Raw genomic sequence first — 25920 nt, forward strand, 5'->3', positions numbered from 1 at the left:
ATCATCAATGCAAGTACATGTACCAGCTATTGGCACAGGTGAAGCACTTTATGGCGACGGCATCACCGTATCCTGGCTCAGGTCATGGGATGGCAAAAAAGACTCACAATTAGGATCAGCTATTTAGCTGTTCAGCATTGCGCCTCAATCCAGCACCAACTCTAAATCAACGAAACTACGTTTTTTACAGAGGCTATCGAGGATCTCTTTTCGCACTTTCACCAAATCATCGCTTTTGTGCTGAAACACTTCCGCGGTGAAGCACACGATGATGAGGTAACTACTACCGACTTTCATCGCCAGTAATTCTTTGCATTGAATGTCTCTTGCACTGAGTAATTGACGAATGGTTGTATCGATTTCACGCTGTTCGTCTTCATCTTTAAGGCTACCACCCATTAACTCATGAAACGCGCACCGGATTAGATCAGCAGGCTGTGGCATCATCGCTATCCCCAACAGCACCACGACAATGGCATCTCCAATGTAATGCAGAAAACCCCACGCCCCGTGAATATCCACGAAGATAATGGCAATCAGCGCAATACCAATTGCAGCAGAAAGCACGCCATCCACCAGCGAAGACTTTGCCTCCGCATCCAGTAACATACTGTTGTATTGCACTTTTTTGTTTTCATTACGGTAGTAAAACGCCAGCCCCAGACATATCGCCACCATAGCCAGGGTATAAATCATGATGGGCCCGATCACGAGCGGGGGTGTCGGCTCCCCTTCGATATAGCCAAAGATTTTGCCAATATTGGTCGTGATAGAAGAGAGCAACACACCAAGGATCATGATGCCTTTGAACAGGGTATACATGGACTCGCCAGCAAACTTTCCAAAAGGAAAATCGTCCGTCACCAGCGCTTTAACGCGGGTCAGGCGAAGTGCGACTATTGACGAAAGAAAAAGAATAAAGGAAAGGTTACCGTCCAGCAGCAACGCTTCAGAGCCTGATAGGTAATAGGTCACCCACCCTGAAAATGCCATCACCAAATTAGCCATAATACTGACTTTCAGCGCCCTTTCTTCGGTGACAATCAACGCATTGTCTTTCATAAGTGTCCGCCCTATCGACTCACTTCTTTGCATCCTTCATCAGTTGTAGTTGCCGAGGGTGGTATTTTCCGTCTGGTAAGTGAGCCAGAAGACAGGTTTGTTCTTGCGATGAATCTTTGGGTAGTTTTGATGCGGGGTTAACGGCTTTGACAATGAGAGATGTTGATTAAGTCTCCATCAAAACTCTTACCAAGAAAGCCCAAGATAAGGAGTCAGGAAGGTTTCAACCTCATCCCGTGCGAGACCAACCTCAACATGCACGCCACCCTGCTGCAACATCGCAATACCCGCGCCATTGTTTCGCCGATCTGGGTCGAGTAGCGAAACGACCACTTTGCCTATCCCTGAATTCAACAAGGTTTCGGCACACGCTGGCGTTCTGCCAATAAACGAGCAGGGTTCAAGTGTGACGTATGCTGTTACCGTTTTAATATCGATATTTGAACTGAGCTTCCCGAGTGCTTCCACTTCCGCATGATGGCCGCCAATAGGTTGTGTAAACCCTTCCGCAACAATATCGCCATTGGCGACAAGGACGCAGCCCACAGGAGGGTTGGGTTGGCAATAAGGCAGTGCATTTTTTGACACATCGAGCGCTCTAAGCATGAATCGCTTTTCGTCTATCACGTCCTGTTTCCTGCTTCTTTTCCCGTTGGAATGATCATCTCCGTCGACGCGCCTGACGTTCCTCGTTGAAAATGACACTGCCCCCCCAATCTCTTTACGCGTGATTGAATAGACGCCAGTCCATACCCGTGATCACTGTCATCTTGTTCTTCACTGCATTTTCCGTCGTCTGTAATCTGAATATGTAGTGAATTTGATTCCATTTGGCAACAGAACATCACTCTGGTCGCGTCCTTTGCATGTTTGATGGTGTTGGTTATAAGCTCCTGAAAAACCCGCAGTAAGTCCAGCTTTTGTTGGGCGCTCAAGTGCATTTCTTCGTCACAGATATCAAGGCTCCACACTAAGTCGATACCAGAGGCCTCCAAGACGGGCTCGATGCGTGAGCGCCACTGACCAAGGAGCACGGTAAACTGGGTTTCAAACAACGGGTTCCGGCTATCAAGAATCAGTCTGAGGTCATTGAGACATTGCTGCGCTTTGAGTTGGAGATCTTCCCGGCCAACGCTCTTCACTCTTAGCAAGGTGATCAGCTCTACCAACTGGCTACCCAATCCATCGTGCATGTCAGATAACAGGTTTTGCCGTTCCGTCAGCAAAGCACGTTGCTTCTCACTTTCGTGGGCTATCGACTGCTCTTGCTCAAAACGTTTTATTGCTTCAACGACTTTGTCTTCCAACGTTTTCTGCAGCTCTTCACTCTTGTTTAGGGCGCTCACATAGCGGTACATCAGCAAGCCACAAAGTGTCAGAAAGATCAGTAAGTTTGCATGTATACTCAGCGGAAAATACATATCCAGAAGCTGCATGCCATCCAGTGAATCCAACACCCCAGCATAAACACCCACCAGACCGGATATCGCCAAGATAAGCGCACTGAGGCTGTGTCGTAAGCATGCCTGCCACAGCAATATGCCTCCGATATACACAGCGCTCAACGCCACGAATCCCCGCAAGAAGCTCTCGTTAAATCGCCACCATAAATACTGAGGATCCCACTCATATAACGCAAAGGAGGCAACCACCAGCAAGAGGGAAACACACACAAATCCGTACTCAAGTTTTCTCCCCTCAATGCCATACCAGCGGTGAAGAAACAGCACCATAAACAGGGTGAGCAAAGGTTGAAATGAAACAGACAACATCCAATAAATGTGCTGGGAAATCGGTAAGTTGGAAATCGTGAACGTCATATTGGTCATGGCCCAGCAGACCGTACCCAGCGCAAAGTAGAGGTACTCGCTGTTCTGACGGCGAAACCACCAGAGCATCAGGTAAAACATCGTGATCACTGGCGTGAGCCAGAGCATCACTTTATGAACGCCTATCTGAGACCAGTACAAACGCTGATAAACAGGTTTCACCTCTTCAGGCGTACCCGCGTAGATTTGAGGAAGCCGCAACCCACCACTGGATCCAATATCTATCGAGACAGCTAGGTTCTCTCCGTTAAACAATCGATTTGGGAACTCATGATAAACAGGCTGATAGCGAAAACGCGGCATCATACGTTCGCGGGAGTAGGCCACAGGCGCGGTCTGCCAAATTAACTCCCCTCCGGTTCGCATTACCAAGGTATCTCTGAATGGCGGCAACAAAATCGCCGTGGTATCTCCACCCGCTTTTGGCAGTACCAAGCTGTACTGCCCATAGGAAAAACCGCCACCAAGGGTGTAGTTATGCGGCAGGGAAACCTCCCGGTATGTGGGCTTACCGTCTTGCTGAATCACCTGAGTCGCCACATCAACAACGGGCAAGTTGATATGGTTAGTCACCTCAAGTCCCTTCACCATTATCAGCAGCAAGATTGCAGGCAGCACGAGTACCAACACAAAGCGAAACACTGCATTGGTTAGCGGCTTTCCAGAGAGCATCGCAGACATTCTTTGGTGCATTAGATCCTTAATACCCCCTAGAACTTGGGATGGTGATTATTCCTGTCAGATTTAGGCTGTTTGGTAACCACTTCGCCCAAGGAGTTACCCATGAAATTCGCAGCCGTTACCGGAACAAACGGGAAAACCACCAGCATTGAGTTAACCCGCCAACTACTGAACCATATCGACGTGTCCGCAATGACATGGGGCACGTTGGGGCTTCGCCACCAAGACATCACCGAGTCCCTGCCCTGGTATTGCAACACCCCTGAGCGAATCCATGACCATGTGAAGGAGGTGATGGCGCAGTGGCAAATCGACGTCTGCTTGATGGAATGCTTCAGCAGGTTACTGATTTTAGGACAGTACCAAAGATTCCAATTTGACTGTGGGGCTTTTACTAACCTGTCTCACGATCATCGCGATTACCATAAAACCGAGACAGACTACCTCAACGCTAAACTCACACTCACCGATCATTGCAAACCGGGCGCAAGCATCTGGCTCCGCCATGAAGAGCCACACCGCGAAGCATGGCTGACCGCTTGTCACCAACAAGACTGCATACCCCGAACATTCAGCAGCGAGACGCCACAAAGTGATTGGTATGGCGAGCTTGATCATCAAACACTGACGTTAAAACTCAACAACTTTTCCTGGCAGGGCGAGGCCCCTTTTATTGGGCAACACAACGTCTGCAACTTGCTGACCGCCTTGGGCCTGGTCGCCAGCCTTTGTGGTTATCATGCCATGAAAAAAGCCCTTGCCTTTATCCCCTCTCTCACTCTGCCACCGGGTAGGTTGCAAGCCATTCCAGTCAACGATAAACGGCGGATTTTTGTCGATTTTGCCCACAACCCTGATGGCCTGGGTCAAACGCTTTCAGCGTTGAGAGAACACTATCAGAAGCCCTTAACCGTCGTGTTTGGGTGTGGGGGCGATCGGGACAAAACCAAACGCACGCCTATGGCAAAAGAGGTGGGGAAATATGCCCAACGCATTTTTATCACTGGTGACAACTCACGGACTGAGCCGATTGAGCATATCGTTACCCCCTTGCGCCAGACCTTGCCTCATGCGCGTTTTGTGAAAAACCGGGTCGAAGCCATTTATCAGGCACTCTCTGGCCAAACTGATGAGGACATTCTTGTCGTCGCGGGACGCGGACATGAAACCTACCTTCCCGGCGCGTCACCTTTGCTACCTCCCTCTTTCTTCAATCAGCCGTTGTGCGATGCCGACGTCATCAAGATTTGCCTGAAGCAAATACAACAGCGCTGAACCTCAGTTTTAATGCCTTTCATCAAGGTCTCTTTCTCTAAACACCTCTAAGGAGGAACCTATGCGAGTTGCAGTTATTGGCGATTCCGTTATGTGGGGACAAGGCATCCCCCGGCATCAAACCTACGCAAACCAACTGGTTGCCTGGCTTTCCCGCGAACTGGGTATCGGGGCTTCCATCAACGACATGCATCAGCCGGTTACGGGTGACTACAAAGCCCACTCAGGTGCCATCATTGGCAAAAAGAACGAGCATCATCGTCGCCCAGCATTCGACACCCATCTGCCGCAGCCTACGTTTTTTGGTGAACTGCCTGCGGCTTACCCCACCATCACGAAACAGCTGACAGAGCTTCAGCGCCCAGAGGATATCGATCTGCTTCTGGTGAACGGCATAGCCAATGATGTCGGTTTACTCTCCCCGGTCAGAGATTTCGAAAAAGCCATATCTAGCCTTGAACAACGTGTTAGCGAACGTCTGATCCCTTTTCTGACAAAAACCAGATCACAGTGCCCCAACGCGCTGATTCTCTACACAGGCTATTTCCCCGCAGTGTCACCCCATTCCAACTTCAAGAGCATTGAGCAGTTTACTGACGTGATGCATTCATCTGGCTCCATGATGCGACAGATATTGAATTTCAAAACAGGAAACCGGTATGCCGATACAGCTATCGATATGGCAAAAGCGCTTTCTCCTGTCGATGACGTATTGGGTTGGTTGTCTAAAAAGCTGCAAAAGCCAGACAACATGATTGAGCGAGTCAAACTCGATGGTTACCTCTTTTACAAAGCAATGGAACTGAGCACGATGCAGGCAGTAGATAGGGTTAACCGACGTCTGGCGTCGACGAACAAGGACCCGATATGGTTTATTCACCCAGGTCTATCAGCCACCCAGTCCATTTTTACCCGCCGCCCTCAGGTTTGGGGATGGAACGGCGACCCTACAGTGACACGAGAGCGCCAAAAGCTGTGCCCAAATTACCAAGCAGCCCTCGAGTATTCCGCCAAAAATGGGATTGAGGTAGAGCAGAACTTGTTTTCTGCCGTTTCCTGCAAAAACGCGCACCTTCTCCACCCAAATAAAGCAGGTGCGAACCAGTATTTTTCTAGGCTACGTTCGATGATGACAGATCATCACAACTTCAGCCTGCGAAAAGTGATGAACAACATCGCACCTGGCTATAGCCTCCGCAAAGCGACCCAAGAACTGGGCATTCCTTTCTATGGCTCCCTTCGAAACCTCATCCCTCATCAAACCCTGAATATGCTGGGAGCTACCCTGACCGTTCAGGCAAAAACCCGCGCCAAAAAGCTCACCTTCCACCTTCATTACAGCAACCGAAAGTTTCCATTGGTCGTGAATGCCGTCACAAATCAAGGTGCGATGACGCTATTCGCTTCTGAGCAGGTGGTGCTTGATCTGGAAGCGAGATTACCCATCCGATCACTCAACAAACTTTCACTACGCTGCGCCACATCTGGCGTCAGTAAAGTCAGTAACGTCAACTTGCAGGTGATGATCAACGGCGCGAGTTTCGCGTTTGATCTTGAAGACGCTGCAGCTGCATTGAGACCGCAAGGTATTCCTCTCCCGTTTGGTCTCAACGCAACCCAATAACAGTAAAAGGACACTCATTATGGCGACAGACATCAAGCTCGAAAGAACCTCCATCGACAACATCGCCCGCACGATTCGGTTTGGTGAACAACTGGACACCAACCGTGGTGGCGGCATGGTGTTATCTAACAGCACACTTTTTATCACTGACAATATCACCCGTTTTCGTGCTGGCAGTCAGCGAACGTTTATTACGCCTGACAAGGTATCGACAACCAAAGTCACCAGTAAAGAAGCCTTCAGCGAGCAGTTAGAGTGCCGCAGGGAGGTACGTGTCGGCATGTTGGGCTCAGTGACAGAAGCAGTTGATAACGAACCCGGCTCTCTAAAAGTGATTACCCCGAAAGACTCACCCGACATTCACATCGACGGACGAACCAGCACAGTCAAAGCACGACATTTCAGCCGCACCTCAGATGAACGGCTAAAACAGGACATTAAACCCATTGTTTCCGCCCAGCAGTTGCTTAACCAAATCGAAGGCGTGACCTATCGGTGGAAGGATAGTCATCAGCCAACGGAGGAGTTTGGCCTGATTGCCCAGCAAGTAGAGACAGTGATCCCCTCTCTTGTCGATCAAGACGAAGATGGGCTGAAAAGTGTCGATTACGAAGGCTTGATCCCTTTGCTGCTTGAATCCGTCAAACAGCTGCATGCACACGTTCAGCAGCTTGAAACCCGCATTATTGAGCTGGAATCGGCGTCATCCCAGCCCTAACCCCCAACCCTAAAAGGAGGCTCCCATGAGTCAGACAGAACCCATGATCAAATTCGATGACGGTGGCAACCCAAGTCTGCTCCGTTACGACTTACCTGCATCGACAGCATTCACTTATGAGCAGGTTTCTGAACTTGTGATACCAAGCAAATTCAAACGCAAGAAAAGTACCGACAGTACATCCAATCAGGAGAAAAGCGGTCAAACCGTGGTACCTATGACCATGATGGCCATGAAAGCCCACGCCATCAGCCCACTTTGGCATGCAGTGCTTGCAAACGAAACGGATGAAAACGTTAACGAGCAACTCATTCAACCCGCACCGGTGAATGACGATATCGAGGACACCCCCATCCAAAACGAAGCGATAGTGCAAACCGCCGTCCAACCACTGGACTACGTCATCAATAAGTATGGTATGGCGCAAGTGCAGAACATGCTTGAGAACGGCTATGTCATCGACAGCTATGTTGGCATTTCAGGCATCCCTAACTATGACCTCTACCTACCCAATTTGACATCAGTTCCAACGATTCGTCTGGTGGAAAAGATAACAGTCAGAAACTATCTCGGTGATTATGGTGCAGGCCGAGTGGTGGATTCCTTCTCCTTGCTACCAGGGGAAGAAGTCGAACTTTCCATCCGCAGCTTTGAGCAAACCAAAACCAACCGCTCTGAAACCCAAAGTATTCTTGATGCACATAGTTCAGATACCCAATCAGAACTGACAGAATCACTGGATAGGGAGAGTAAAACCGAGTTTTCAGAAGACACGCAGGATAAATGGCGTCTTGAAGGTCGCACCGACTACCGGATGAAAACCAGCGCCAAAGTGAGTATCCTTGAGCTGTTTAGTGGTGGCGGCGAGAGTCAGCTGAACGTATCAGTCAGTGGTGGCTATGAAACCCAAACCAATACCCACCGTGCCAACACACAGAAAACCGCAGAAAGTGCACTGAAAAAACACATCGACAAGGTGAATGCGAAACGCGAAGTCAATGTCCAGGTCGATCGCAGTAGCAGCCACACTGAAGAGAACGAGTTCAGTGAAAAACGGACGATTCGCAATATCAACGTCAGCCGCACCCTGAATTTTGTCGCACGACAGATGAACCAGGAATACCTGTCTACTTTCGCATTGACCGGTGCCTATCTTGAAGTCGACTACGGCACGCCCGCCAGTATCAAACGCTACGAGCTTTATGAGCTGGACGCTTTCTTTGAAGACTGTATTGCGAATCAACAATACCGGGAAGATGTCACTAAAGTCCTCTACCGAATGCTGGCCTCTATCCGCGACCACCAAGGAAATACCCGAAGCCTGATTAAACCGGAGCGCATAGATGAAACCGATGGCACCAATAAGCAAAATGCCCAAGAGAAGAGTACCAAAGAAGAAAACAATATACTGCCAATAAAAAATACGCTGCTAAGTGTTGATCATCATGTAACGACGCCCGTATCTAACATCGGCGGCAAGCCCATTGATGTGCCGGGTATTGTATTGGCGGTTAACCAAAATATCCTGCAAACATCCGGTGTCGTCGTGGAAGCTCTGCTTGGTCAATCCAACGCGCTAGACCCTTACTCTATGGGGCTGCAAGCTAACGAAGTACGACGTCGGGAGCTCGAAAACGGTGAGCGTAAACTGAAAACCCATGTGATCAATGCGCTGATTGATATCGCCAACCAACCCGAGCACAAAGAGAACGCTATTGCAGCGATTTCAGCACTCCAGACCATTCACAACGATTGCTGTGAGGAAGAGAAAGGAGATAGCGCATGACGGACACACTCACCAACTCATCTTCCCTTATCACAGAGTCGACTAACCAAAGTCCGGTTGCCCCTTTGGGGCAATCTTTGGTGACGCCGGAAGAGGCTGCCCCGCGTAATCTCGGCACAGCCAAATTTAAATTTCATTTGCTGGATATGGAATATTCCAATGGTTTGCTGACCTTTTCTGTGCTGCTGGCAAACTTTGCTGTTAGCGAGCACAAGCTTTTACCGGGTCAGAAAAAATACCTTGATGAACTGGTTTCTCTTTTTAAAGCCTATGGGGATGATGCCAGAGTGACTCACCTTATTGGCAGAGCGAGCAAAACGGGCCCTGAAGGTAAAAATAAAGCCTATGCCAAAAGGCGGTTGGAAAGTGTTAAACAATATCTGGAGGAACGATGCCCAAAACTGCAAATCCTGAAAGAATCTTCTGATGGTTCATCCTCTCCCACTCACGTGAAAAACGAAGCATCACAATTGGACTGGAACCGTTCGGTGGAAATCCGGATTTCTGTGCTTATTCCAGAGCCCAGGCTTCCCAAACCGAAAAAACGTAAAGTGCCGATAGTAAAAGATGTATGTAGCCAGGGCTCATCTTATAAATGGCGCTTAGAAGTTTCAACCATGCTGAGTTTTGACGTCATCATCGGTGTGGTGGTGCTCGTTGGTAAGCTCCACAGACTAAGTGGCGATGATAAGCCCCTTGAAACGAAAGATGTTTACAAAGATGTTTACGTAGTGGGAGCCACGGCGAATATACCTTTACCTATCAAACATCTAAAACACATTAAGAAGCTCAAACACATCAAGGAAGTCAGAAAAATTGTCCCCCTTTTGACGAAACCCAAAGAACTGGCGAGTTACCTGAAACACTCAAAATTAGGTGTAAGTACCAGCGTGACCTCATCAGGGGGAAAGCTCGAATTTGTTACTGGCAACCGTTTTCACTGCTATCGATTTGATGATTTTGAGGGCAGTGTAGGAATGGCATTTGCCTCAGTGGGGTTTATTGCCGGAGGAGGCGATCTATTAACGATGAAACTCCCCTCAAACTTTCCTCAAAGTACTGATTACTGGTTCAAAATTGGCGGTATAGGTGCTGTAAGTGGAGGTTATGACATTCTCAATGTGGGTGCCGGCATTGGTGCTGGATACTTATTTGTTGAGTAAACATCAAAGCAGTCCCTGCTGGTTAGCTTCAAACACCGCCTCACAGCGACTGCTTACTTCAAGCTTGCGGTAAATGGCCTTGATATGGTCATTTACCGTGTAGTGAGAGATGCCCATTTCGCTTCCAATCTCACTGGTTTTTAGTCCCTTTGCCAGTAGCACCAGCACTTCGTTTTCGCGGTTAGTTAAAGGATTATTCAGCGGCGTTTGCGTTCCTACCTGAATTTGATTTAACACATGTGCTGCCACCGCCGCACTCATGGGGGCGCCGCCCGCCAACTGACTTTCAATCGCTTCTTCAATTTTCTCAAACGGCGTGTCTTTTAACAGGTATCCGCGGGCTCCCGCCTGAATCGCACTTAGCACATTGGTTTCATCACCAAAAATGGTCAGTACCATCACCTCAGTGTCAGGGTGGTTTTTTCTCAGGTAGTGAATCAAATCCCGGCCATTGCCATCGGGCAGGCCTAAATCGACCAGCGCCAAATCGTACTCATTCTGTTCAGCCAACATCAGTGCCTCTGCCAGTGAACCAGCGCAATCACAATGGGTTATCTTCGAGGAGGAGGCCAACTGCCCCAGAAACTGCTGATAGGCGGGGATATCTTCCACAATTAATAAACGGGTCACATGCCACCTCTTACTTCGGCAAAACAGAAGGAAAAAGTATCTAAGAATCAAAGCCGGATGGGTGTAATAAGCGCAAGACTGAGCACAATCTTACCTATACGTAGATCACTTAAAGAAATGGATATTTCAGACTAGAAAGTCTCACCCTCTATTACCTTGGGTTTCCTATATCGCGATTCTTTTCAACACGCTAGCATCAATGCTCACAGCTTTTAAAGTGACAACATCTGACGCGAATTGACTCCAAGGAGCCGGCATGTTTTTCACCAAACGATTCTTTCCCTATTTCCTCACTCAGTGCCTCGGCGCGCTGAATGACAACATCTACAAGAACATTCTGTTGTTGATGGTGACCTACAGTTTTATTGATTCACTTCCTGTTTCGGTCGATCTCTTCGTCAACCTTGCTGCTGGCCTTTTCATTCTGCCTTTCTTCCTATTTTCTGCGCATGCAGGCGCGATTGCCGACAATATGGATAAAGCCAAACTCATTCAGCGTTTGAAACTGGCAGAACTCGCGATTATGGGCTGCGCCGCTGCAGCCATCTTGACGCAAAATGCCTTGCTGATGTTGGCCCTGCTGCTTATGACAGGGACCCAATCGGCGTACTTCGGACCAGTTAAGTACGCCCTTTTACCTCAAGCTCTCAAGACCAATGAATTAGTGAAAGGCAATGCCTGGGTCGAAATAGGCACCTTTCTCTCAATCCTTATCGGCACGCTGAGTGCAGGTTTGCTGCTCGCCATTCCCTATGGAGCAGCTATTGCTGCCTTTTTGGTAGTTTCACTGTCATTGATTGGCTTTTTAAGCAGTATGCACATTCCGTCCTTGCCTGCTTCCAACCCAGAGAAAGTGCGTTTTTCTCCGATTTCAGGCATGAAGAACACGCTTAAAGTCGCCAAAAAACAACGCGGGATCTGGATGTCGATTCTCGCTATCAGTTGGTTCTGGTTTATGGGTGCAACCTACCTGACACAGTTTCCGAACTTTGCCCGTGAACACCTGCATGCAGACAGTACCGTGGTTTCACTGCTGCTTGCCCTGTTCTCTATCGGTATTGCCACAGGTTCTTTTGTCTGTGAGAAGCTCTCTTTCAACAAAGTGGAGTTGGGTATTTTGCCTTTCGGTATTCTTGGTCTGACACTCTTCAGCGCTGATTTGCTTTGGGCAGTTCCTTCCATCGAATCTTTCCCCGAACAGTTTTATGGCTTGCAAAGCTTCATCGCTCAACCCGGCCATCTGCGTGTGATGTTTGATCTCTGTATGGTGGGCGTCAGTGGCGGCGTGTTTATTGTCCCGTTGTACGCGTTTATTCAGTCTCGCGCCGAAAAAGGAGAATGCGCGCGAGCCATCGCGGCAAACAACATTATGAATGCGCTGTTTATGGTGGTGTCAGCGCTGGTCTCTATTTTGGTATTGAGCGTGTTGGATTTCTCGATTGTCGAATTGTTCGCACTGATGGCGGTGGGGAACTTTATCGTGGCGATTTACGTTTATCGTCAGGTGCCCGAGTTCACTCAACGTTTCATCAGTTACTTGTTGAGCCACTGCCTGTACCGGGTTTCGGTCAATGGCCGTCAACATATTCCAGAGCAAGGCGCAGCCTTGATTGTCGCGAACCATGTCAGCTATATAGACGCGCTGCTTCTGATGGGAACATCAACTCGCCCGGTGCGCTTTGTCATGGATAAATCCATCAGTGACATGCCGATACTGAAATACATATTTCGCCATGCAGGTGTCATTCCTATCTGCTCACCACGTAAGTGCGAAAGAACCTACAACGCAGCGTTTGAAATCATTGGGCAGGCATTGAGTAACGGTGAAGTGGTCTGTATTTTCCCGGAAGGTCGCTTAACCTCTGATGGTGAACTTGGTGAATTCAGACCTGGCGTGGAGAAAATCCTCGCTCAATCGCCGGTTCCGGTCATCCCAATGGCATTGAAAGGGTTGTGGGGTTCCTTCTTCAGTCATAAAAACGGCCATGCATTGACGACCCGCCCAAGACGGTTTTGGTCAAAGATTGAAGTGAATATCGGTGAGCTTTTAAAACCGAACGCATTAAACCGTCACTTGCTGCAAAAGGAAGTACAAAGTTTGCTGACGTAGAGATAAAAAATGCCACCCCGTTGAGGTGGCATTTTTCATATACCCAAATGGTTAAACAGCAGCAGGCATCGCCTGAACACGAAACAGTTTACGGCAACGCTCCAGGAAAGAGCCATAAACCACACCCAGCAAACCGGAAAGCAGCGCATTTGAAGCGACGGCTGTTGCGATTTGGCTTGGTTCGGCACCAACGGTAAACAAAATGGCTGCATACACCGGCGACTGGAAAGCCACATAAGCCACAAAGTCCGCTACGCGCTTCATTGTTTTGGTCGAAGATAGACGTTGCGAGAACTTTTGCACATTGTCGCGGAATACACCGTAAGGCCATGCAATCAGGATATTGACCGGAATAGACAACAGCCGCGAAGCCAAAGATTGTTCGAAAGACATACCAGACACGAAGATCTCTACCATCATGCCAGTGACGAAGCAGAAAACGACCATAGCAAACATATCAGCCACGACGCTGCGAACGCGGTTAGCGCCACCCATTTACTCACCCCAAAATCGCTAAATCAAAACGGCTACAACAGCCAAAAATTCAATAAAAAAACGGGTTGGAGAAGTGCCGTTTATGCCGACTTTTTCACCTCCGTTATATCGGCTATTAGAACAAAACTCTGTTGGATTTAGGCGCTATTTTTTAAATTAAAACCAGTGCTTTATTCTAATGTTTGAGACAATGTCAGCCTATGTAACCACATTAAGTCTGGCACATGTTAAGCCCATTTGATCGCTATCTAGTTGGGCTTTCGGGAGAGATCTCGAGCCATGATCAGCGCGAGGCCGAGGATTTGGAGGAAAAGAGCGAGGTTTCGGTAGTTAGAGATACTGCTCACAATTTCACGGTATGAGTCTGTTAACTGTAGGTTATCGAGATATAGCGTATCTATCTTATTACGCAGAAGATCTTGCTGCTGGTCAATACCGAGCATAATTTTATTGATATTGCCCATATTAAGGGCTGTCTCTGTCATATCAGAAAACGATGAAAGTAGTTGACTAACGAGCATCTTAGGTAGTTCTCTGCCCTCTTGTTGGGTGGTAAGGATGATAAGCAAAGTTTCCCTTCGGCGCTCAAGGGCATCGACTTGCTGCCAGGTCAATTGGATAAGCTGATTGTTGCTGCTCTGGGTTTCTTCTACGACCGCTGCTTTCTCTCCCAAGCCATCAATAACGAAATTGGTCATCAGCGCAGCGATAACATTCATGAGCAGTCCCGTCGCAACAATCACCCAAGTTGGCAGCCCTATTTGCACCTTGTTACTCCCTCAACACAAAGCTAACGTTCTTGCCTTCATGTATAGCGCAAAAACAATATGTTAGGTGTCTCACTTGGTTTAGTGATTGACGTATAGGGTTGCAAAAAGGAATAAGGCCAGCAAGTTGCTGGCCTTTGGAGCTTAGTTTGAATACGTCTTATGCGCTTTGCGCTACCGGCATGACTTGCGCCAGTTTGAGATAGGAATGCAGTTCGTCATTTTTATACTCGATAGCGGAGTGAATGTTCACCGATTTATTGGCAATGACCCTGCTGCGGTAGGTGTTGTCCTGTTTGACGATTCCCAAATCCAGCACACCTTGTTCCAGTTTCCACCAGCCTTTGGTGGGTAGGCGGTTGAACAGGGTAAATTCTTCAAGGGTGCCGTCTTCTTTGAGCAGCAGCTCAGTCACATAGCCCGCACTGCAGGTTTTAATCCAGCGTTGGCCTTTCACTTCAGATACCGAAAAAGAGCGCTTACTGGACATCCAGTCGAAAAGGACAATAGCGTCGACATCTGACACGTCGGGAAGTTGTTCAATATCCAGCATGGCTGCGGTGCCAGATTCACGCAGAAAAAGCTGTAAGTACGAGCTGTTTACCTGTTTTTGCATCTCTTACGTCACTGTCATTCCTTGAAAAAGATGAAGATAACCGCAAGCTACGCCGTCTTCATCCCTCTTTTTGTAGGAATGTTAACCAGCGCCGAAAACAGGCCGGAATACGATAGTCAGTGATTGATAATGAGGTGTTAATTCAGGAACCAATATCACTAAATGAAGGGGGAATTGCGCTGAATCAAAAATGAGCAATGTATCTCACTGGAGAGGCACTGTTGTGTGAACTATCTTTAAAACGAGTGGGTTCACTATCAGGTGAGGATTATGCGCTATCTCGTTGTTAAATCAATAATTATAACTTCGGCTCTGGTATCTGCTTTTGCCTTTGCCGCAAAAGATCAGTTGGGTGAAGTGGTTACGGAAAAAAACGAATCAATCTGCAAGCAAAAGTTCACGCAAGAGCTGTTTACTCAGCAACGAATTTTCAGCTCTGATCGCAACGGCTCGGATAAGCGCCGCATAGCAGAGCGAAAAATCGAAGCTGCCCGCCAAAAATACAACGATACGGCAAGCTTTTGTGATGCTTACGACGAGCTACTCACTTTCAATCCAGAAACGTTGGATCGCCGACCTGGTGACGCACAATTCGATTAGTGACGCTCTACTGGCGATACCAGTCGAAGTTAGACAACTAACACAAGCCACTGATAAAGTGGCTTGAAATATTTCTAACGACAGGTACTGCCATGTTCGCTATTCCAAAATCACCGACTTCTAAACCACTTCGCGCGCTTGTCGCAGCATCTGTTTTCGGATTTGCTTTGGCGGGCTGTTCAGATGACGAAGTGGGAGATGTCAGCTTAGGGCTCTTCACAACCAAAGACATCAAGATCCAAATTTTCAACGACCCCGAAGTACCGGGCGTTACCTGCCACATTAGCCATGTCAAAGCCGACCTCGACTTCTCTGATCCGTCTGATATGGGTATTTCTTGCCGTCAAACTGGCGATATCACACCAGAGATGATTACCAACATCGACCGTTCAAAATCCGGTGAAGTGGTATTCACAGCATCGAAGAGCATCCTGTTTAAGTCAATGAAGATCCGCCGCATCTTCGATTCTAAAAACCAAACGCTGATGTACCTCTCGTACTCCACCAAAGAGACGCAAGGTAGCCATAAACACAGCCTCTCGACCGTCCCACTCTGGGGCACCAAAGCATGGCAAGCGCCAACTCAGGACAATAAATAGGCACTCAAGGCCGATTTTCACTGTAAATCGGCCTTCTTCTTTGGGTTTTGGTTGCGCCTAAAACAACCTAAAGATCCTCGCTGAATCCTGCCTCTTTAGGTCGTTTTGGGTATAGAATACCGCTGTCGTATTTAACAGGGTATTGACCATGGCCATCTCTTCTTCTAAAAGCCTCGTCGAGCAACAAACCACAGAATGGCTCGAAAAAGTCGTTATTGGCTTAAACCTCTGCCCTTTCGCAGCTAAACCACAGCGCAACAGACAAATCAAAATTGCCGTGTGTGAAGGCCAGGATGAACAGGAAGTGATGGAAAACATCATTGCTGAACTAACGTTGTTGGAAAACAGTGAGGTAGCGGATTTAGAAACAACCATTGTAGTCACACCCAACCACTTTCTGGACTTTGACGACTATAACCAGTTTTTAGATGTTGCCGACATGCTGATTGATCAGTTTGGCTGGCGCGGTATTTACCAGATTGCAAGTTTCCATCCCGATTATTGCTTCGCGGATGTTGAACCCGAAGATAACAGTAATCTCACCAACCGCTCACCGTTCCCGATGTTTCACCTTATCCGTGAAGCCAGTATTGAGAAGGCATTGAAGCATTACGGTGGAGACGCGGAAGATATCCCTCAAATCAATGTCGACCGCGTTTGCAGTTTGTCTGCAGAAGAGCGAAAGGCGCTGTTTCCTTATCTATTTAAAGCTCTTTAAGCTGCCGCCACACAGTTGAATTTCGCTAACACTTCATTCGATAAGGTGAATGTTAACTTATCACCGTCATTGAGTTTCCCCACGCCTTTCGGCGTGCCTGTCAGCACGATATCACCCGGTACCAATCTAAAGTACTGGGTAAGATGACATATCAGGTCAACCACAGGATTAATCATCAGGCGGGTATCACCGCACTGTATAGCCTCGCCATTGATGTCTAAACCATAGGTTGTAGCAGCAAGATCAATTCCTTCAAACGACACAAACGGACTCTGTACACAGCTACCATCAAAGGCTTTTGCCAGTTCCCAGGGTAGACCTTTCTCTTTCAGCTTACTTTGGGCCTCACGCCGGGTGAGATCGAGCGCTACGCCAACGCCAACAATCGCTTCCAACACCTCTTCACGCTTGGCGTTAGTTAACGGCTTACTAATCAGTACAGACAGCTCTGCTTCGTAATGAATCGGTGTCAGTCGCCCACTGAGTTCAAGTGGTGAATCAGTGCCGACAATGGAAGTCGCCGGTTTGATAAAGAGCACCGGTTCATCAGGGATAGGATTATTCAGCTCTTTCGCATGATCAACATAGTTACGCCCGATGCAGACAGCCTTTCCTGTTGCTAACCCTGTTTCCTTTCCATTTATCCATCTGTGTGAATACATGACTGACTCCCTGTCTTTTCTGTGATTGCTGCTATTTTAACAGACACTCGATGTGTTGATAAAAGATGGCTCCAAACTTGTTAATTCTTCTGCGGTTTTCATACTCAGCGTCCTCATTCGTATGAGAACCTGGCAAAACTACTTCTATCTGGATCACTCATTCTTTACCGCTCCGGCTCGACCTTTGGGTTAGGTCGGCATTCCTTTCCACCTTTGTATCATTCTTAATAAAACAAGATCTTAGATGGATTTTTCCGCCTATCCGCCACGATTGATAAGACCTAGCTAGCAATTTATAAAATGGCATGTTGTTGGATTTGCTAGTCAGGTTAACGCTTAATGTATCGATATTGATGTAAAACCAATTGAATCAAAAAGAATGAACTCCTTCGACTTTGATGTCCCTGTTTCCTGCGTAATTTTTGACTGCGACGGCACCTTGGTTGACAGCGAAGTGCTGTCCCAAATGGCGATAGTCGAGATTTTTTCGAATTACGGCGTGAAACTGGATTTACAGGAGTGTCTTGATAACTTTCAGGGTGGCAAACTGGCAGATATACTCATTCAGACCTGCGAGCGCTACAACCTGAAAATCTCTATTGATGAGCTGGAGCATCTATACCGTGAGAAATGCGCAGAATTGTTCGCCGGCCACCTCGATCCGGTCGATGGTGTGCCAGAACTGCTCAATACCCTGAAGGATGTCGGTATCGATATGTGCGTCGCTTCCAATGGTCCGGTCGAAAAAATGGAGATGTCGCTGGAAATGACTGGGCTTCTGCATCACTTTCGTGGCCATCTCTATAGCGCTTTTGATGCCAACAGCTGGAAACCGGCACCTGATCTCCTCCATTATGCAGCTTTGAACATGGCAGCTTTAACTCAGGAATGCCTGTTTGTGGATGACACTATCCAGGGCGTGGAAGCCGGTATCAATGCAGGTATGCGCACGGTTTATTTCAATCCGGGAAACAAAGAAGACGCGAGCCATCCTCTGGTTGTATCGGTTAGTTCGATGGAAGAGCTTCAGGCACTCATGGAGCGTCTGCCACTTTCTGACTGTTGGGCCTAGTCACGCTGCTTGAGTAAACAAAATGGTTAATCGCATCGACACCAAATAACATCATCTTAGTGATAAAAATGAAAAAGAGACGCATCAGCGTCCCTTTTTCATCTGAGAAATTCAATTAAGGCAAAGTCTTGAGGCTATGCTGATAATCGTCGAATTTCTGCATGACTTTGTCATCAGCACCACCTGTCATCTTGCTCACCGCAACGATGCCAATACCGGCCAGAATGAAGCCTGGAACAATTTCATATAGGTCAAAGATACCGCCGGTCAATTGTTTCCATACCACTACGGTCACACCACCAACAATCACACCTGTCAGTGCGCCATTGCGGTTCATGTCTTTCCAGAACAGACTCAGCAACAGTGCCGGACCGAATGCTGCACCAAAACCGGCCCATGCATAAGATACGAGGCCGAGAACAGAGCTTTCCGGATTCATCGCCAGCGCCAACGCAATGATAGAAATACCAATGACTGCGAAACGCCCCACCATGACCACTTCCTTGGTTGATGCATCAGGACGGAAAACTTGCTTGTAGAAGTCTTCAGCCAGCGCTGATGAAGACACCAGCAACTGGGAATCCGCAGTACTCATTACCGCGGCAAGAATCGCTGCCAATAAAATTCCGGCAATGACTGGATGGAAGGCAGCATTCACCAGATACATAAAGATGGTTTCGCCATCCGCCAGCTCACCGCCAAGGTGCTGGTCAACATACAGGATACCCACCAAGCCGATCAGAATAGCACCCACCATGGAGATAGCACTCCAGCCCACAGCGATACGGCGAGCAGTGGTGATATCTGCGTTAGAGCGGGTTGCTTGGAAACGCGCCAGAATGTGCGGCTGACCAAAATAACCCAAACCCCATGCCACCAGCGACAAAATTGACACAGTCGTCAGCGGTTGGCCGCTAACATCTTGCCATAAGGTCAAAAGCTCTGGATTCTTCGCTTCCAGTGCTGTAGGCAAATCTGAGAATGAACCGTCTAGGACAGCAATTGGCACAATCATCAGTGCCGCAGCCATCAGAAGACCTTGCACCAAGTCAGTCCAAGAGACGGCAAGGAAGCCACCGAACAAGGTGTAGGACACCACGCAGGCGGTACCAATGATCACTGCTGTACTGTAGTCGAGACCAAAAACTGTCTCGAACAGTTTACCGCCTGCTACCAAGCCAGAGCTGGTATAGAAAAGGAAGAACAGCAAAATGAAGAAGGCAGAAATGGTCTGGAGTAGTTTCGATTTGTCTTCAAAACGACGCGACAAGAACTCAGGGATGGTCAACGCATTGTCGACTTCAATACTGTAGGTACGAAGACGCTTGGCACAAATCAGCCAGTTCAAGTAAGTACCCGCTAACAAGCCTCCAGCAAGCCATAGTGACTCGATGCCTGCTGCATAGGCATAGCCCGGTAATCCCAACAGTAGCCAGCCACTCATATCTGACGCACCCGCTGACAATGCTGCAGGCCACGGGCCTAATGAACGCCCACCTAAAAAGTAATCTTCTGAGTTTGAAGTACGTTTGTATGCGTATACGCCGATTGCGAGCATAAGAATCAGGTACACGATAAACGTGGCACTGATTGCAAAGCTGTTTTCAATCATGTTTTTTCCCTCAATAACAAGGCACAAAGGTTGGGGCAAATAGCCCCAGCGCCTAATTCCGATTGGTGAAAACCGTCAGCAATGGAAGCCCAAGACCTTCTGCGTTCTCCGCAGAAGATCTGTGAGCACCATGACTTCGGGTTACTTGGGTTTAGTGTTCGCCACCACCTAGTTCCAGCAGGGTGGCATTACCTCCTACTGCGGTGACGTTAATGGTTTTCGTCCGCTCGGTAATAAAGCGGAGTAGATAGGTTGGCGAAGCCACCAACGGCAGTTGGGAGGCGTTGTCTTCAGCGACAAACTGAACTAATACACCATCCCGGGCCGCCAATTTTCGGTTCATAGCAATCAAGGTTGCCGGATGCGCTACCGCTGCCACACCACAAATCGGTGTCGAGACGATGGCGTCTTCCGTCTTGTCACTATCAAGCAATGCAACCAGTCGGTTCGGGGCACTGGCTTTCACCAAATCGCCAATCAAGGCTTCTGCGTCCCGTTTCAGTGAAGCAGGTACTGCCAACAAGGCGCAGTTGCCAGCGACCAACACAGCAGCCAATTGACCTGCTAACGCAGTCACAGTCAAAGACTCATCACCTGTCACCAGAAACAATCCACGACCTGATGTGTATAGCTCGTTGGTTTCACCCGTTGGCCCAGGCATTTCATGAACAGGTGCCAGCAAGGCTTCCGCCTGATGAAGCTGAAAACGGATGAGGTTGGATGCTGCAGTAAAATCACCGCCACGCTGCCCCACATTGTCAGCCCAGCTATTTAGTCGCGTTACACGCTCAATCACACCCAGATTGTTCCACTCTTCCCAAACAGCTTGGCTTTGAGCAGCTAACGTCGATACTTCATTCATTGTCTGCGTTCCTATTACCTTGCTCATGCCACCACCTCCTCTTTCGTAAAGCGATAGAGATAATGAGGTCCACCGGCTTTTGGCCCTGTCCCTGAAAACCCTTGCCCACCAAATGGCTGCACGCCCACGACTGCACCGACCTGGTCGCGGTTGATGTAACAGTTACCTACTTTGGCGCGTGATTCGATATGGCGATAAGTGCTTTCATTGCGACTGTGAACACCCAGTGTTAGGCCAAAGCCCGCGCTGTTGATGTCATCAATTACACTGTCGAGTTCGTCAGCGTGGTAACGCACCACGTGCAAGATTGGGCCAAAATGCTCCTCTGAAAGCATGGATATGCTGTCGATTTCAAACGCCACAGGCGCAATGTAGGTACCGACACGGGTTTCACTCTTCATCGGCGCTTTAGCAATGAATTTGCTGGTTTTGAACAATTCGTTGATATGGTTCTGCAGCTTCGCCTGAGCAGTCTCATCAATCACTGGGCCGACATCGGTGGAGTGCAGGTAAGGCAAGCCAATGCGCATTTCCGCCATGGCTCCCTTGATAAGGTCAATCACACGATCTGCTACATCTTGCTGAACATAAAGCACACGAAGTGCTGAACAACGCTGGCCAGCAGAGGCAAACGCGGAGCGAAGCACATCGCGCACCACTTGTTCTGGCAGCGCGGTACTGTCAACCAACATGGCGTTCTGACCACCAGTTTCCGCAATAAACGGCACTGGCAGTGCGTCGCGGGACGCAAGTGTCTGGTTGATGCGCTGTGCTGTTGGTGTAGAGCCAGTAAAGGCGACACCGGCGATGCTGTTGTCACCCGTCAAAACACTGCCAATTTCTGCGCCGCTGCCTGGCAGTAAGTGAATCACTCCAACTGGGATCCCAGTTTCCAACAACAGCTCAATCGTGCGGAATGCGATCAATGATGTTTGCTCCGCCGGTTTGGCAACAACGGTATTACCCGTCACCAGCGCTGCCGAAATTTGTCCGATGAAGATTGCTAACGGAAAGTTCCACGGACTAATGCAGGTAAACACGCCACGCCCTTCGCGTCTTAGGGTGACAGACTGGCCGTCAAAGCGGGTAAAAGATTGCAGATCACCTTCAATCTTCTCTGCCTGAATGGGGTAGTAGCGGAGGAAATCCACAGCTTCACGAACTTCATCAATGCTGTCATGAATCGTCTTGCCCGCTTCACGGTGACAAAGAGCGACTAACTCACCAAGATTCTCTTCAAGCTTATCTGCCAGCCTTAGTAAGTACTCACCTCTTTGTTTGGCATTAAGCGCGCGCCAGCTATCAACATTGGCTGCCGCTACATTTAGCGCTTCTTTCGCTTGCGCCGGTGTTGTCCAGTTGATGCTGCCAACTTTCAGGCGGTGATCGTAAGGTGCCACCACAGTATTAGTATCACCCGTCAGGCGCTCACCATTAATGATTGGGCCCGCCTTCCAGCTAACATCCATAAAGGCCTGTACCTTGGCATCATAAGCCGCCCACTCGCTTTCAATATCAATCGCAACACCTTTCGAGTTCTGGCGGGATTCTCCAAAGATCTCCGAAGGCTGCGGGATACGTGCATTATGAAGCGTGGGGCGCGACTTGAGTGTATCAACCGGATGTTGCGTCAAATCAGATACCGGACAAGCAGCATCCACCAAACGGTGAACAAACGAACTGTTGGCACCATTTTCAAGCAGACGGCGAACCAGATATGGCAACAGATCTTTGTGGCTTCCTACTGGCGCGTAAATACGAACAGTCTGACCAAACATTTCCTTGGCGTGGAAGTAAAGTGCATCCCCCATGCCATGCAAACGCTGGAACTCATAATTGTCATGCTGGGCCATGGCTTTCACCGCTGCCACGGTTTGCGCATTGTGGCTGGCAAACTGTGGGTAGATAAGGCCGTTAACATGCTCAGAAAGCAGGAAACGTGCACAGGCGAGGTAGGCTACGTCCGTGCCTTCTTTGCGGGTATAAACTGGGTAGCCAGGTAAGCCCGCTTGCTGTGCCAATTTAATTTCGCTGTCCCAGTAGGCGCCTTTCACCAGTCGCATCGGGATCACGGTGCCGTGCTCTTTCGCCAACGCCGCCAACCAGGTAATCACGGGCAGGGCACGTTTAGAGTAAGCCTGAACCACCAGACCAAACTGGCCCCAGCCTTTGATATCATCGTGGGTGAAGAGTTTTTCAAAAAGCTTCAGTGACAGTTCCAGGCGGTCAGCTTCTTCTGCATCAATGGTGATCGCGACACCCAACTCGCGGGCGCGCTTCAGCAAGCGAACCACAGTCTCAGCCATTTCACCCAATACACGGTCTTCATTTGCTACTTCATAACGTGGGTGCAAAGCAGACAGTTTGATAGAAACAGAAGGTGATGGCCCGTTGCCCACAGACAGTTGCTGAGACACCGTTTCAATCGCCATCATGTAGTCGTTGAAGTATTTTTGCGCATCCTGCATGGTGAGCGCCGCTTCACCCAACATGTCGAACGAGTATGTGAAACCTTTCTGGCGTAGAGGTTTGCCGTTTTCTAACGCTTCGTTTATCGAGCGGCCAAGGACAAACTGGTGACCCATCACTTTCATGGCTTGATGCATAGCCTGACGAATCACAGGCTCAGACATCTTGTTCACCAAGCGGTTAAGCACCTTGCCTGCTCCGCCTTCTTTGCGCTCATCGATAGTGACGACTTTGCCGGTCAGCATCAGTCCCCAGGTCGAGGCATTCACGAACAGAGACTCAGAGTTCTTAAGGTGGGCTTTCCAATCGGCCACACCCAATTTATCCCGGATCAGGGCATCTGCGGTTTTCGCATCCGGCACACGCATCAAGGCTTCTGCAAGACACATTAATAAAATGCCTTCGCGGGTGTCCAAACTGTACTCAAGAAGAAGTGCGTCGATCATTTGCACGGCCGTTTTATCCGCACGCACACGCTCAATAAGGTCAGCCGCATGAGCTTCTGTCTGTTTACGTTCTTCGTTCGTAGGTATTGCAAGTGGGAGCAGTGACGCGAGCAACTCACTTTCATCAACACAGTAGTGCGAAGAAATATGAGGCCACAGCGCAGAAACTGGTTGCTCAAGGTAGCTTGGTACCAGCACATCAGTCGCTTTTAACATAAGCAGATTCCTCTATCCATCAACCACGAGGCAGTGGCATATGTTACTAATATGTTAGATTAACGACCGATTCTAGGTATGTGGTGCCGATGAGTCTTTCGAAATTCTGCGGCATTATTGCAAAAAACTCCGATGATTAACAAACAGAGAACCACAGCTGATGCCTACCAATAACAACGTATTGCATAATTTAGTGATTTAGATCGCTATTAATGGTCAGTGCTGCTGGCGAAATCGGGAAGGAGAAACACCAAATGCGCGGGTGAAGGCTGAAGTAAAACCGCTTTGGGATGCAAAACCGCAACTGTCTGAGATCTGCGCAAGGTTCAGCTCGCTGGTACTGAGCAGTTCCTGCGCTAACTCAAAGCGTTTTTTCAATACATATTGATGCGGCGTCATGCCCATTTGCGATTTGAAAAGCTGGTGGAACTGGCTTTCCGCCAGAAAGACCGAACCCGCCAACTGCGACACACTGATTTTGCGGCTGATGTGCTGGCGAATATAGAGATCGATGATGTCTATATTTAGACGGTGACCATGGCGTCGCGGTGCGATTTGCTCGCGGAAATGGCGTTCCATCACGCAAAGCAGGGTATCAGCACAAGCACTTCCCAACATTGCATCATGCGGATTGGCAATCATTTCGGACGTCAGCGCTTTCACCAAAGTCTGTGCCTGACTGTCGAGTTGAAAGTAAGCATCACGCTCAAACAGGCGCTCTACTTTATCTTTCATGCTCATCTCACCTAGGAGCGCAGATTCAGGCAGGTTTATCACCAAAATCTCGTTTTGCCCCACACCAGAAAACGAATGAAGCTCAGATTCAGACACCAGACACCCCTGACCCGGCCCGACAAGACTGCCGCGCCCGGAAAGTTCAAACTCTGTCTGGCCTTGCAAACCAATCACCACCTGACGGTATTCGTGCGCATGCAACGAAGGATGATTGGGTAAAGCAATAACCTGAGAATGCTTCAGTTCGGATGTCATAGTGAATAATAGTAGTCAGAAAACTGTGTCCATTCTGCCATGCGGAAGAGGAAAACAAGAAGAAAAATCTCTACGGAAAGATGATCAAGAGAGGGGCAAACTACGGAGGTTGTCATTTCAACTTCAAAATTGTGCAGGATCTCAACAAACAAGGCATTGTGATCGCAGATAAAATCTGTGTTGACGGCAAGAAAACTCTAGAGAACTCTCTTATCATTCTGTTTTAAAATATTTTTTATTCATACTCACACAGAGAAATGAACATACATGTTACTTGATCATGCTTTCGATAGTTTCGATACATGATCATTCCCTGATCATCGTTCCGGTGCAAAGGATCTTTGATGTTTCAAGATATACCCAAACAACCTGAATCCTGCATCTTCAGGTTGTTTGATGAGATGGTCTCCTCCTACTCCAGTCCGGCGTCATAATGCGCCAAGATAGAAGTGTTATCGACTATCTAGATAAGCAGGAGAAGACCATGAACAAGTGTAAAACGCTCGGTATCGATTTGGCAAAAAATAGCTTTTACCTCTTCGTGTTAAACCAGCAGGGAAAGCCCATCGGTAAGAAGAAACTGAGCCGGAGCCAACTCCTGCGGTACTTGGCTCAGCAAGAGCGCTGCATTGTCGCCATGGAGGCTTGTGCTTCTGCCCACTATTGGGGGCGTGAGATTTCGCTGCTAGGGCATGACGTTGAGTTGTTACCTCCTCAGCATGTCAAAGGGTATCTGCGGGGGCAGAAAAATGATTACAACGATGCACAGGCCATCGCAGAGGCTAGCGTTCATGGAGCCATCCGTCATGTTGCAGTAAAAAGCGTGGAGCAGCAGGATGAACAGACCTTCCTACAGATGCGGCGACACCTTTCGTCTGAGCGGACGCGTTTGCTCAATCACATTCGTGGGCTGCTGGG

The 25920-nt window shown here is 48.6% G+C and carries 23 protein-coding genes and 1 pseudogene; 12 read left to right on the forward strand and 12 right to left on the reverse strand.

The features are described 5' to 3' along the window. Positions 1–113: pseudogene (locus GMA8713_RS28240) on the forward strand (IS630 family transposase); the annotation flags it as partial. 31 nt (positions 114–144) lie between these two features. Here the strand turns inward: GMA8713_RS28240 and GMA8713_RS21690 are convergent. The 3 genes from GMA8713_RS21690 to GMA8713_RS21700 all read right to left on the reverse strand — a co-directional run bounded on the left by GMA8713_RS21690 (position 145) and on the right by GMA8713_RS21700 (position 3584). Further along, on the reverse strand, positions 145–1062 hold the full coding sequence (locus tag GMA8713_RS21690; protein WP_062714191.1) for a cation transporter: 918 nt from the start codon (positions 1060–1062) through the stop codon (positions 145–147). Positions 1063–1248: 186 nt separating this feature from the next. Beyond that, entirely contained in the window at positions 1249–1668 is a 420-nt protein-coding gene (locus GMA8713_RS21695; protein WP_002536573.1) for a bifunctional diaminohydroxyphosphoribosylaminopyrimidine deaminase/5-amino-6-(5-phosphoribosylamino)uracil reductase RibD, read from the reverse strand. Positions 1669–1685: 17 nt separating this feature from the next. Next, a complete protein-coding gene (locus GMA8713_RS21700) occupies positions 1686–3584 on the reverse strand; it encodes a sensor histidine kinase (RefSeq protein ID WP_062714193.1) in 1899 nt (632 codons plus the stop codon). A gap of 90 nt (positions 3585–3674) precedes the next feature. Between GMA8713_RS21700 and GMA8713_RS21705 the strand changes: the two genes are divergently transcribed. From GMA8713_RS21705 to GMA8713_RS21725, 5 genes are all read left to right on the forward strand, one after another. Then, positions 3675–4847, forward strand: coding sequence for a Mur ligase family protein (locus GMA8713_RS21705; RefSeq protein ID WP_062714195.1), 1173 nt, complete (start codon positions 3675–3677; stop codon positions 4845–4847). Between the two features lie 61 nt (positions 4848–4908). Further along, positions 4909–6471, forward strand: a complete 1563-nt coding sequence (locus GMA8713_RS21710; RefSeq protein ID WP_062714197.1) for an SGNH/GDSL hydrolase family protein — start codon at positions 4909–4911, stop codon at positions 6469–6471. A 19-nt stretch (positions 6472–6490) separates the two neighbouring features. Beyond that, positions 6491–7189, forward strand: coding sequence for a tail fiber domain-containing protein (locus GMA8713_RS21715; protein ID WP_062714198.1), 699 nt, complete (start codon positions 6491–6493; stop codon positions 7187–7189). Positions 7190–7214: 25 nt separating this feature from the next. After that, positions 7215–8975, forward strand: a complete 1761-nt coding sequence (locus GMA8713_RS21720; RefSeq protein WP_062714200.1) for a hypothetical protein — start codon at positions 7215–7217, stop codon at positions 8973–8975. Between the two features lie 65 nt (positions 8976–9040). Beyond that, complete coding sequence (locus tag GMA8713_RS21725; RefSeq protein WP_198159561.1) at positions 9041–10138, forward strand: OmpA family protein; 1098 nt, start codon at positions 9041–9043, stop codon at positions 10136–10138. A gap of 3 nt (positions 10139–10141) precedes the next feature. Here GMA8713_RS21725 and GMA8713_RS21730 read toward each other — a convergent pair whose 3' ends face one another. Next, positions 10142–10768, reverse strand: coding sequence for a response regulator (locus GMA8713_RS21730; RefSeq protein WP_062714204.1), 627 nt, complete (start codon positions 10766–10768; stop codon positions 10142–10144). Positions 10769–11024: 256 nt separating this feature from the next. Between GMA8713_RS21730 and GMA8713_RS21735 the strand changes: the two genes are divergently transcribed. Continuing rightward, positions 11025–12878, forward strand: a complete 1854-nt coding sequence (locus GMA8713_RS21735) for an MFS transporter (RefSeq protein ID WP_062714206.1) — start codon at positions 11025–11027, stop codon at positions 12876–12878. A gap of 51 nt (positions 12879–12929) precedes the next feature. Here the strand turns inward: GMA8713_RS21735 and GMA8713_RS21740 are convergent, their stop codons facing one another. The 3 genes from GMA8713_RS21740 to GMA8713_RS21750 form a co-directional block, all read right to left on the reverse strand. Further along, complete coding sequence (locus GMA8713_RS21740) at positions 12930–13373, reverse strand: L-alanine exporter AlaE (protein ID WP_046307722.1); 444 nt, start codon at positions 13371–13373, stop codon at positions 12930–12932. A gap of 248 nt (positions 13374–13621) precedes the next feature. Continuing rightward, the gene (locus tag GMA8713_RS21745) at positions 13622–14140 is read right to left on the reverse strand and encodes a hypothetical protein (protein ID WP_062714207.1); all 519 of its coding nucleotides are present in this window, start codon (positions 14138–14140) and stop codon (positions 13622–13624) included. Positions 14141–14300: 160 nt separating this feature from the next. Then, a complete protein-coding gene (locus GMA8713_RS21750; protein ID WP_062714209.1) occupies positions 14301–14756 on the reverse strand; it encodes a hypothetical protein in 456 nt (151 codons plus the stop codon). A gap of 270 nt (positions 14757–15026) precedes the next feature. On the opposite strand from GMA8713_RS21750, the gene GMA8713_RS21755 reads away from it, so the two are divergent. The 3 genes from GMA8713_RS21755 to GMA8713_RS21765 all read left to right on the forward strand — a co-directional run bounded on the left by GMA8713_RS21755 (position 15027) and on the right by GMA8713_RS21765 (position 16673). Further along, positions 15027–15356, forward strand: coding sequence for a hypothetical protein (locus tag GMA8713_RS21755; RefSeq protein ID WP_062714211.1), 330 nt, complete (start codon positions 15027–15029; stop codon positions 15354–15356). A 92-nt stretch (positions 15357–15448) separates the two neighbouring features. Beyond that, the gene (locus GMA8713_RS21760) at positions 15449–15955 is read left to right on the forward strand and encodes a CreA family protein (RefSeq protein ID WP_062714214.1); all 507 of its coding nucleotides are present in this window, start codon (positions 15449–15451) and stop codon (positions 15953–15955) included. 142 nt (positions 15956–16097) lie between these two features. Beyond that, positions 16098–16673 carry a DUF1415 domain-containing protein gene (locus GMA8713_RS21765; protein WP_422615208.1) on the forward strand — a complete coding sequence of 192 codons (576 nt, stop codon included), beginning with the start codon at positions 16098–16100 and terminating at the stop codon, positions 16671–16673. On the opposite strand, the gene GMA8713_RS21770 is transcribed toward GMA8713_RS21765, so the two are convergent. Next, entirely contained in the window at positions 16670–17335 is a 666-nt protein-coding gene (locus GMA8713_RS21770; RefSeq protein ID WP_062714217.1) for a fumarylacetoacetate hydrolase family protein, read from the reverse strand. The two genes, GMA8713_RS21765 and GMA8713_RS21770, sit on opposite strands and share 4 nt — an antisense overlap. Positions 17336–17714: 379 nt before the next feature. On the opposite strand from GMA8713_RS21770, the gene yieH reads away from it, so the two are divergent. Continuing rightward, positions 17715–18407, forward strand: a complete 693-nt coding sequence (gene yieH, locus GMA8713_RS21775) for a 6-phosphogluconate phosphatase (protein WP_062714219.1) — start codon at positions 17715–17717, stop codon at positions 18405–18407. Positions 18408–18522: 115 nt separating this feature from the next. Here the strand turns inward: yieH and putP are convergent, their stop codons facing one another. From putP to GMA8713_RS21795, 4 genes are all read right to left on the reverse strand, one after another. After that, positions 18523–20019, reverse strand: a complete 1497-nt coding sequence (putP, locus tag GMA8713_RS21780; RefSeq protein ID WP_062714221.1) for a sodium/proline symporter PutP — start codon at positions 20017–20019, stop codon at positions 18523–18525. 151 nt (positions 20020–20170) lie between these two features. Further along, on the reverse strand, positions 20171–20908 hold the full coding sequence (locus GMA8713_RS21785; protein ID WP_062714223.1) for a hypothetical protein: 738 nt from the start codon (positions 20906–20908) through the stop codon (positions 20171–20173). Continuing rightward, entirely contained in the window at positions 20905–24012 is a 3108-nt protein-coding gene (gene putA, locus GMA8713_RS21790; RefSeq protein WP_062714225.1) for a bifunctional proline dehydrogenase/L-glutamate gamma-semialdehyde dehydrogenase PutA, read from the reverse strand. Before putA ends, GMA8713_RS21785 begins: the two co-directional genes overlap by 4 nt. Before the next feature lie 216 nt (positions 24013–24228). Beyond that, positions 24229–25002: a helix-turn-helix domain-containing protein gene (locus tag GMA8713_RS21795; RefSeq protein ID WP_062714227.1), complete on the reverse strand. Its 774-nt coding sequence runs from the start codon at positions 25000–25002 to the stop codon at positions 24229–24231. 484 nt (positions 25003–25486) lie between these two features. Between GMA8713_RS21795 and GMA8713_RS21800 the strand changes: the two genes are divergently transcribed. Continuing rightward, the coding region (locus GMA8713_RS21800) for an IS110 family transposase (protein WP_198159450.1) at positions 25487–25920 on the forward strand (434 nt) is incomplete at its 3' end.

It is taken from the genome of Grimontia marina (assembly GCF_900060185.1).
GTDB classification, from domain to species: Bacteria; Pseudomonadota; Gammaproteobacteria; order Enterobacterales; family Vibrionaceae; genus Enterovibrio; species Enterovibrio marinus.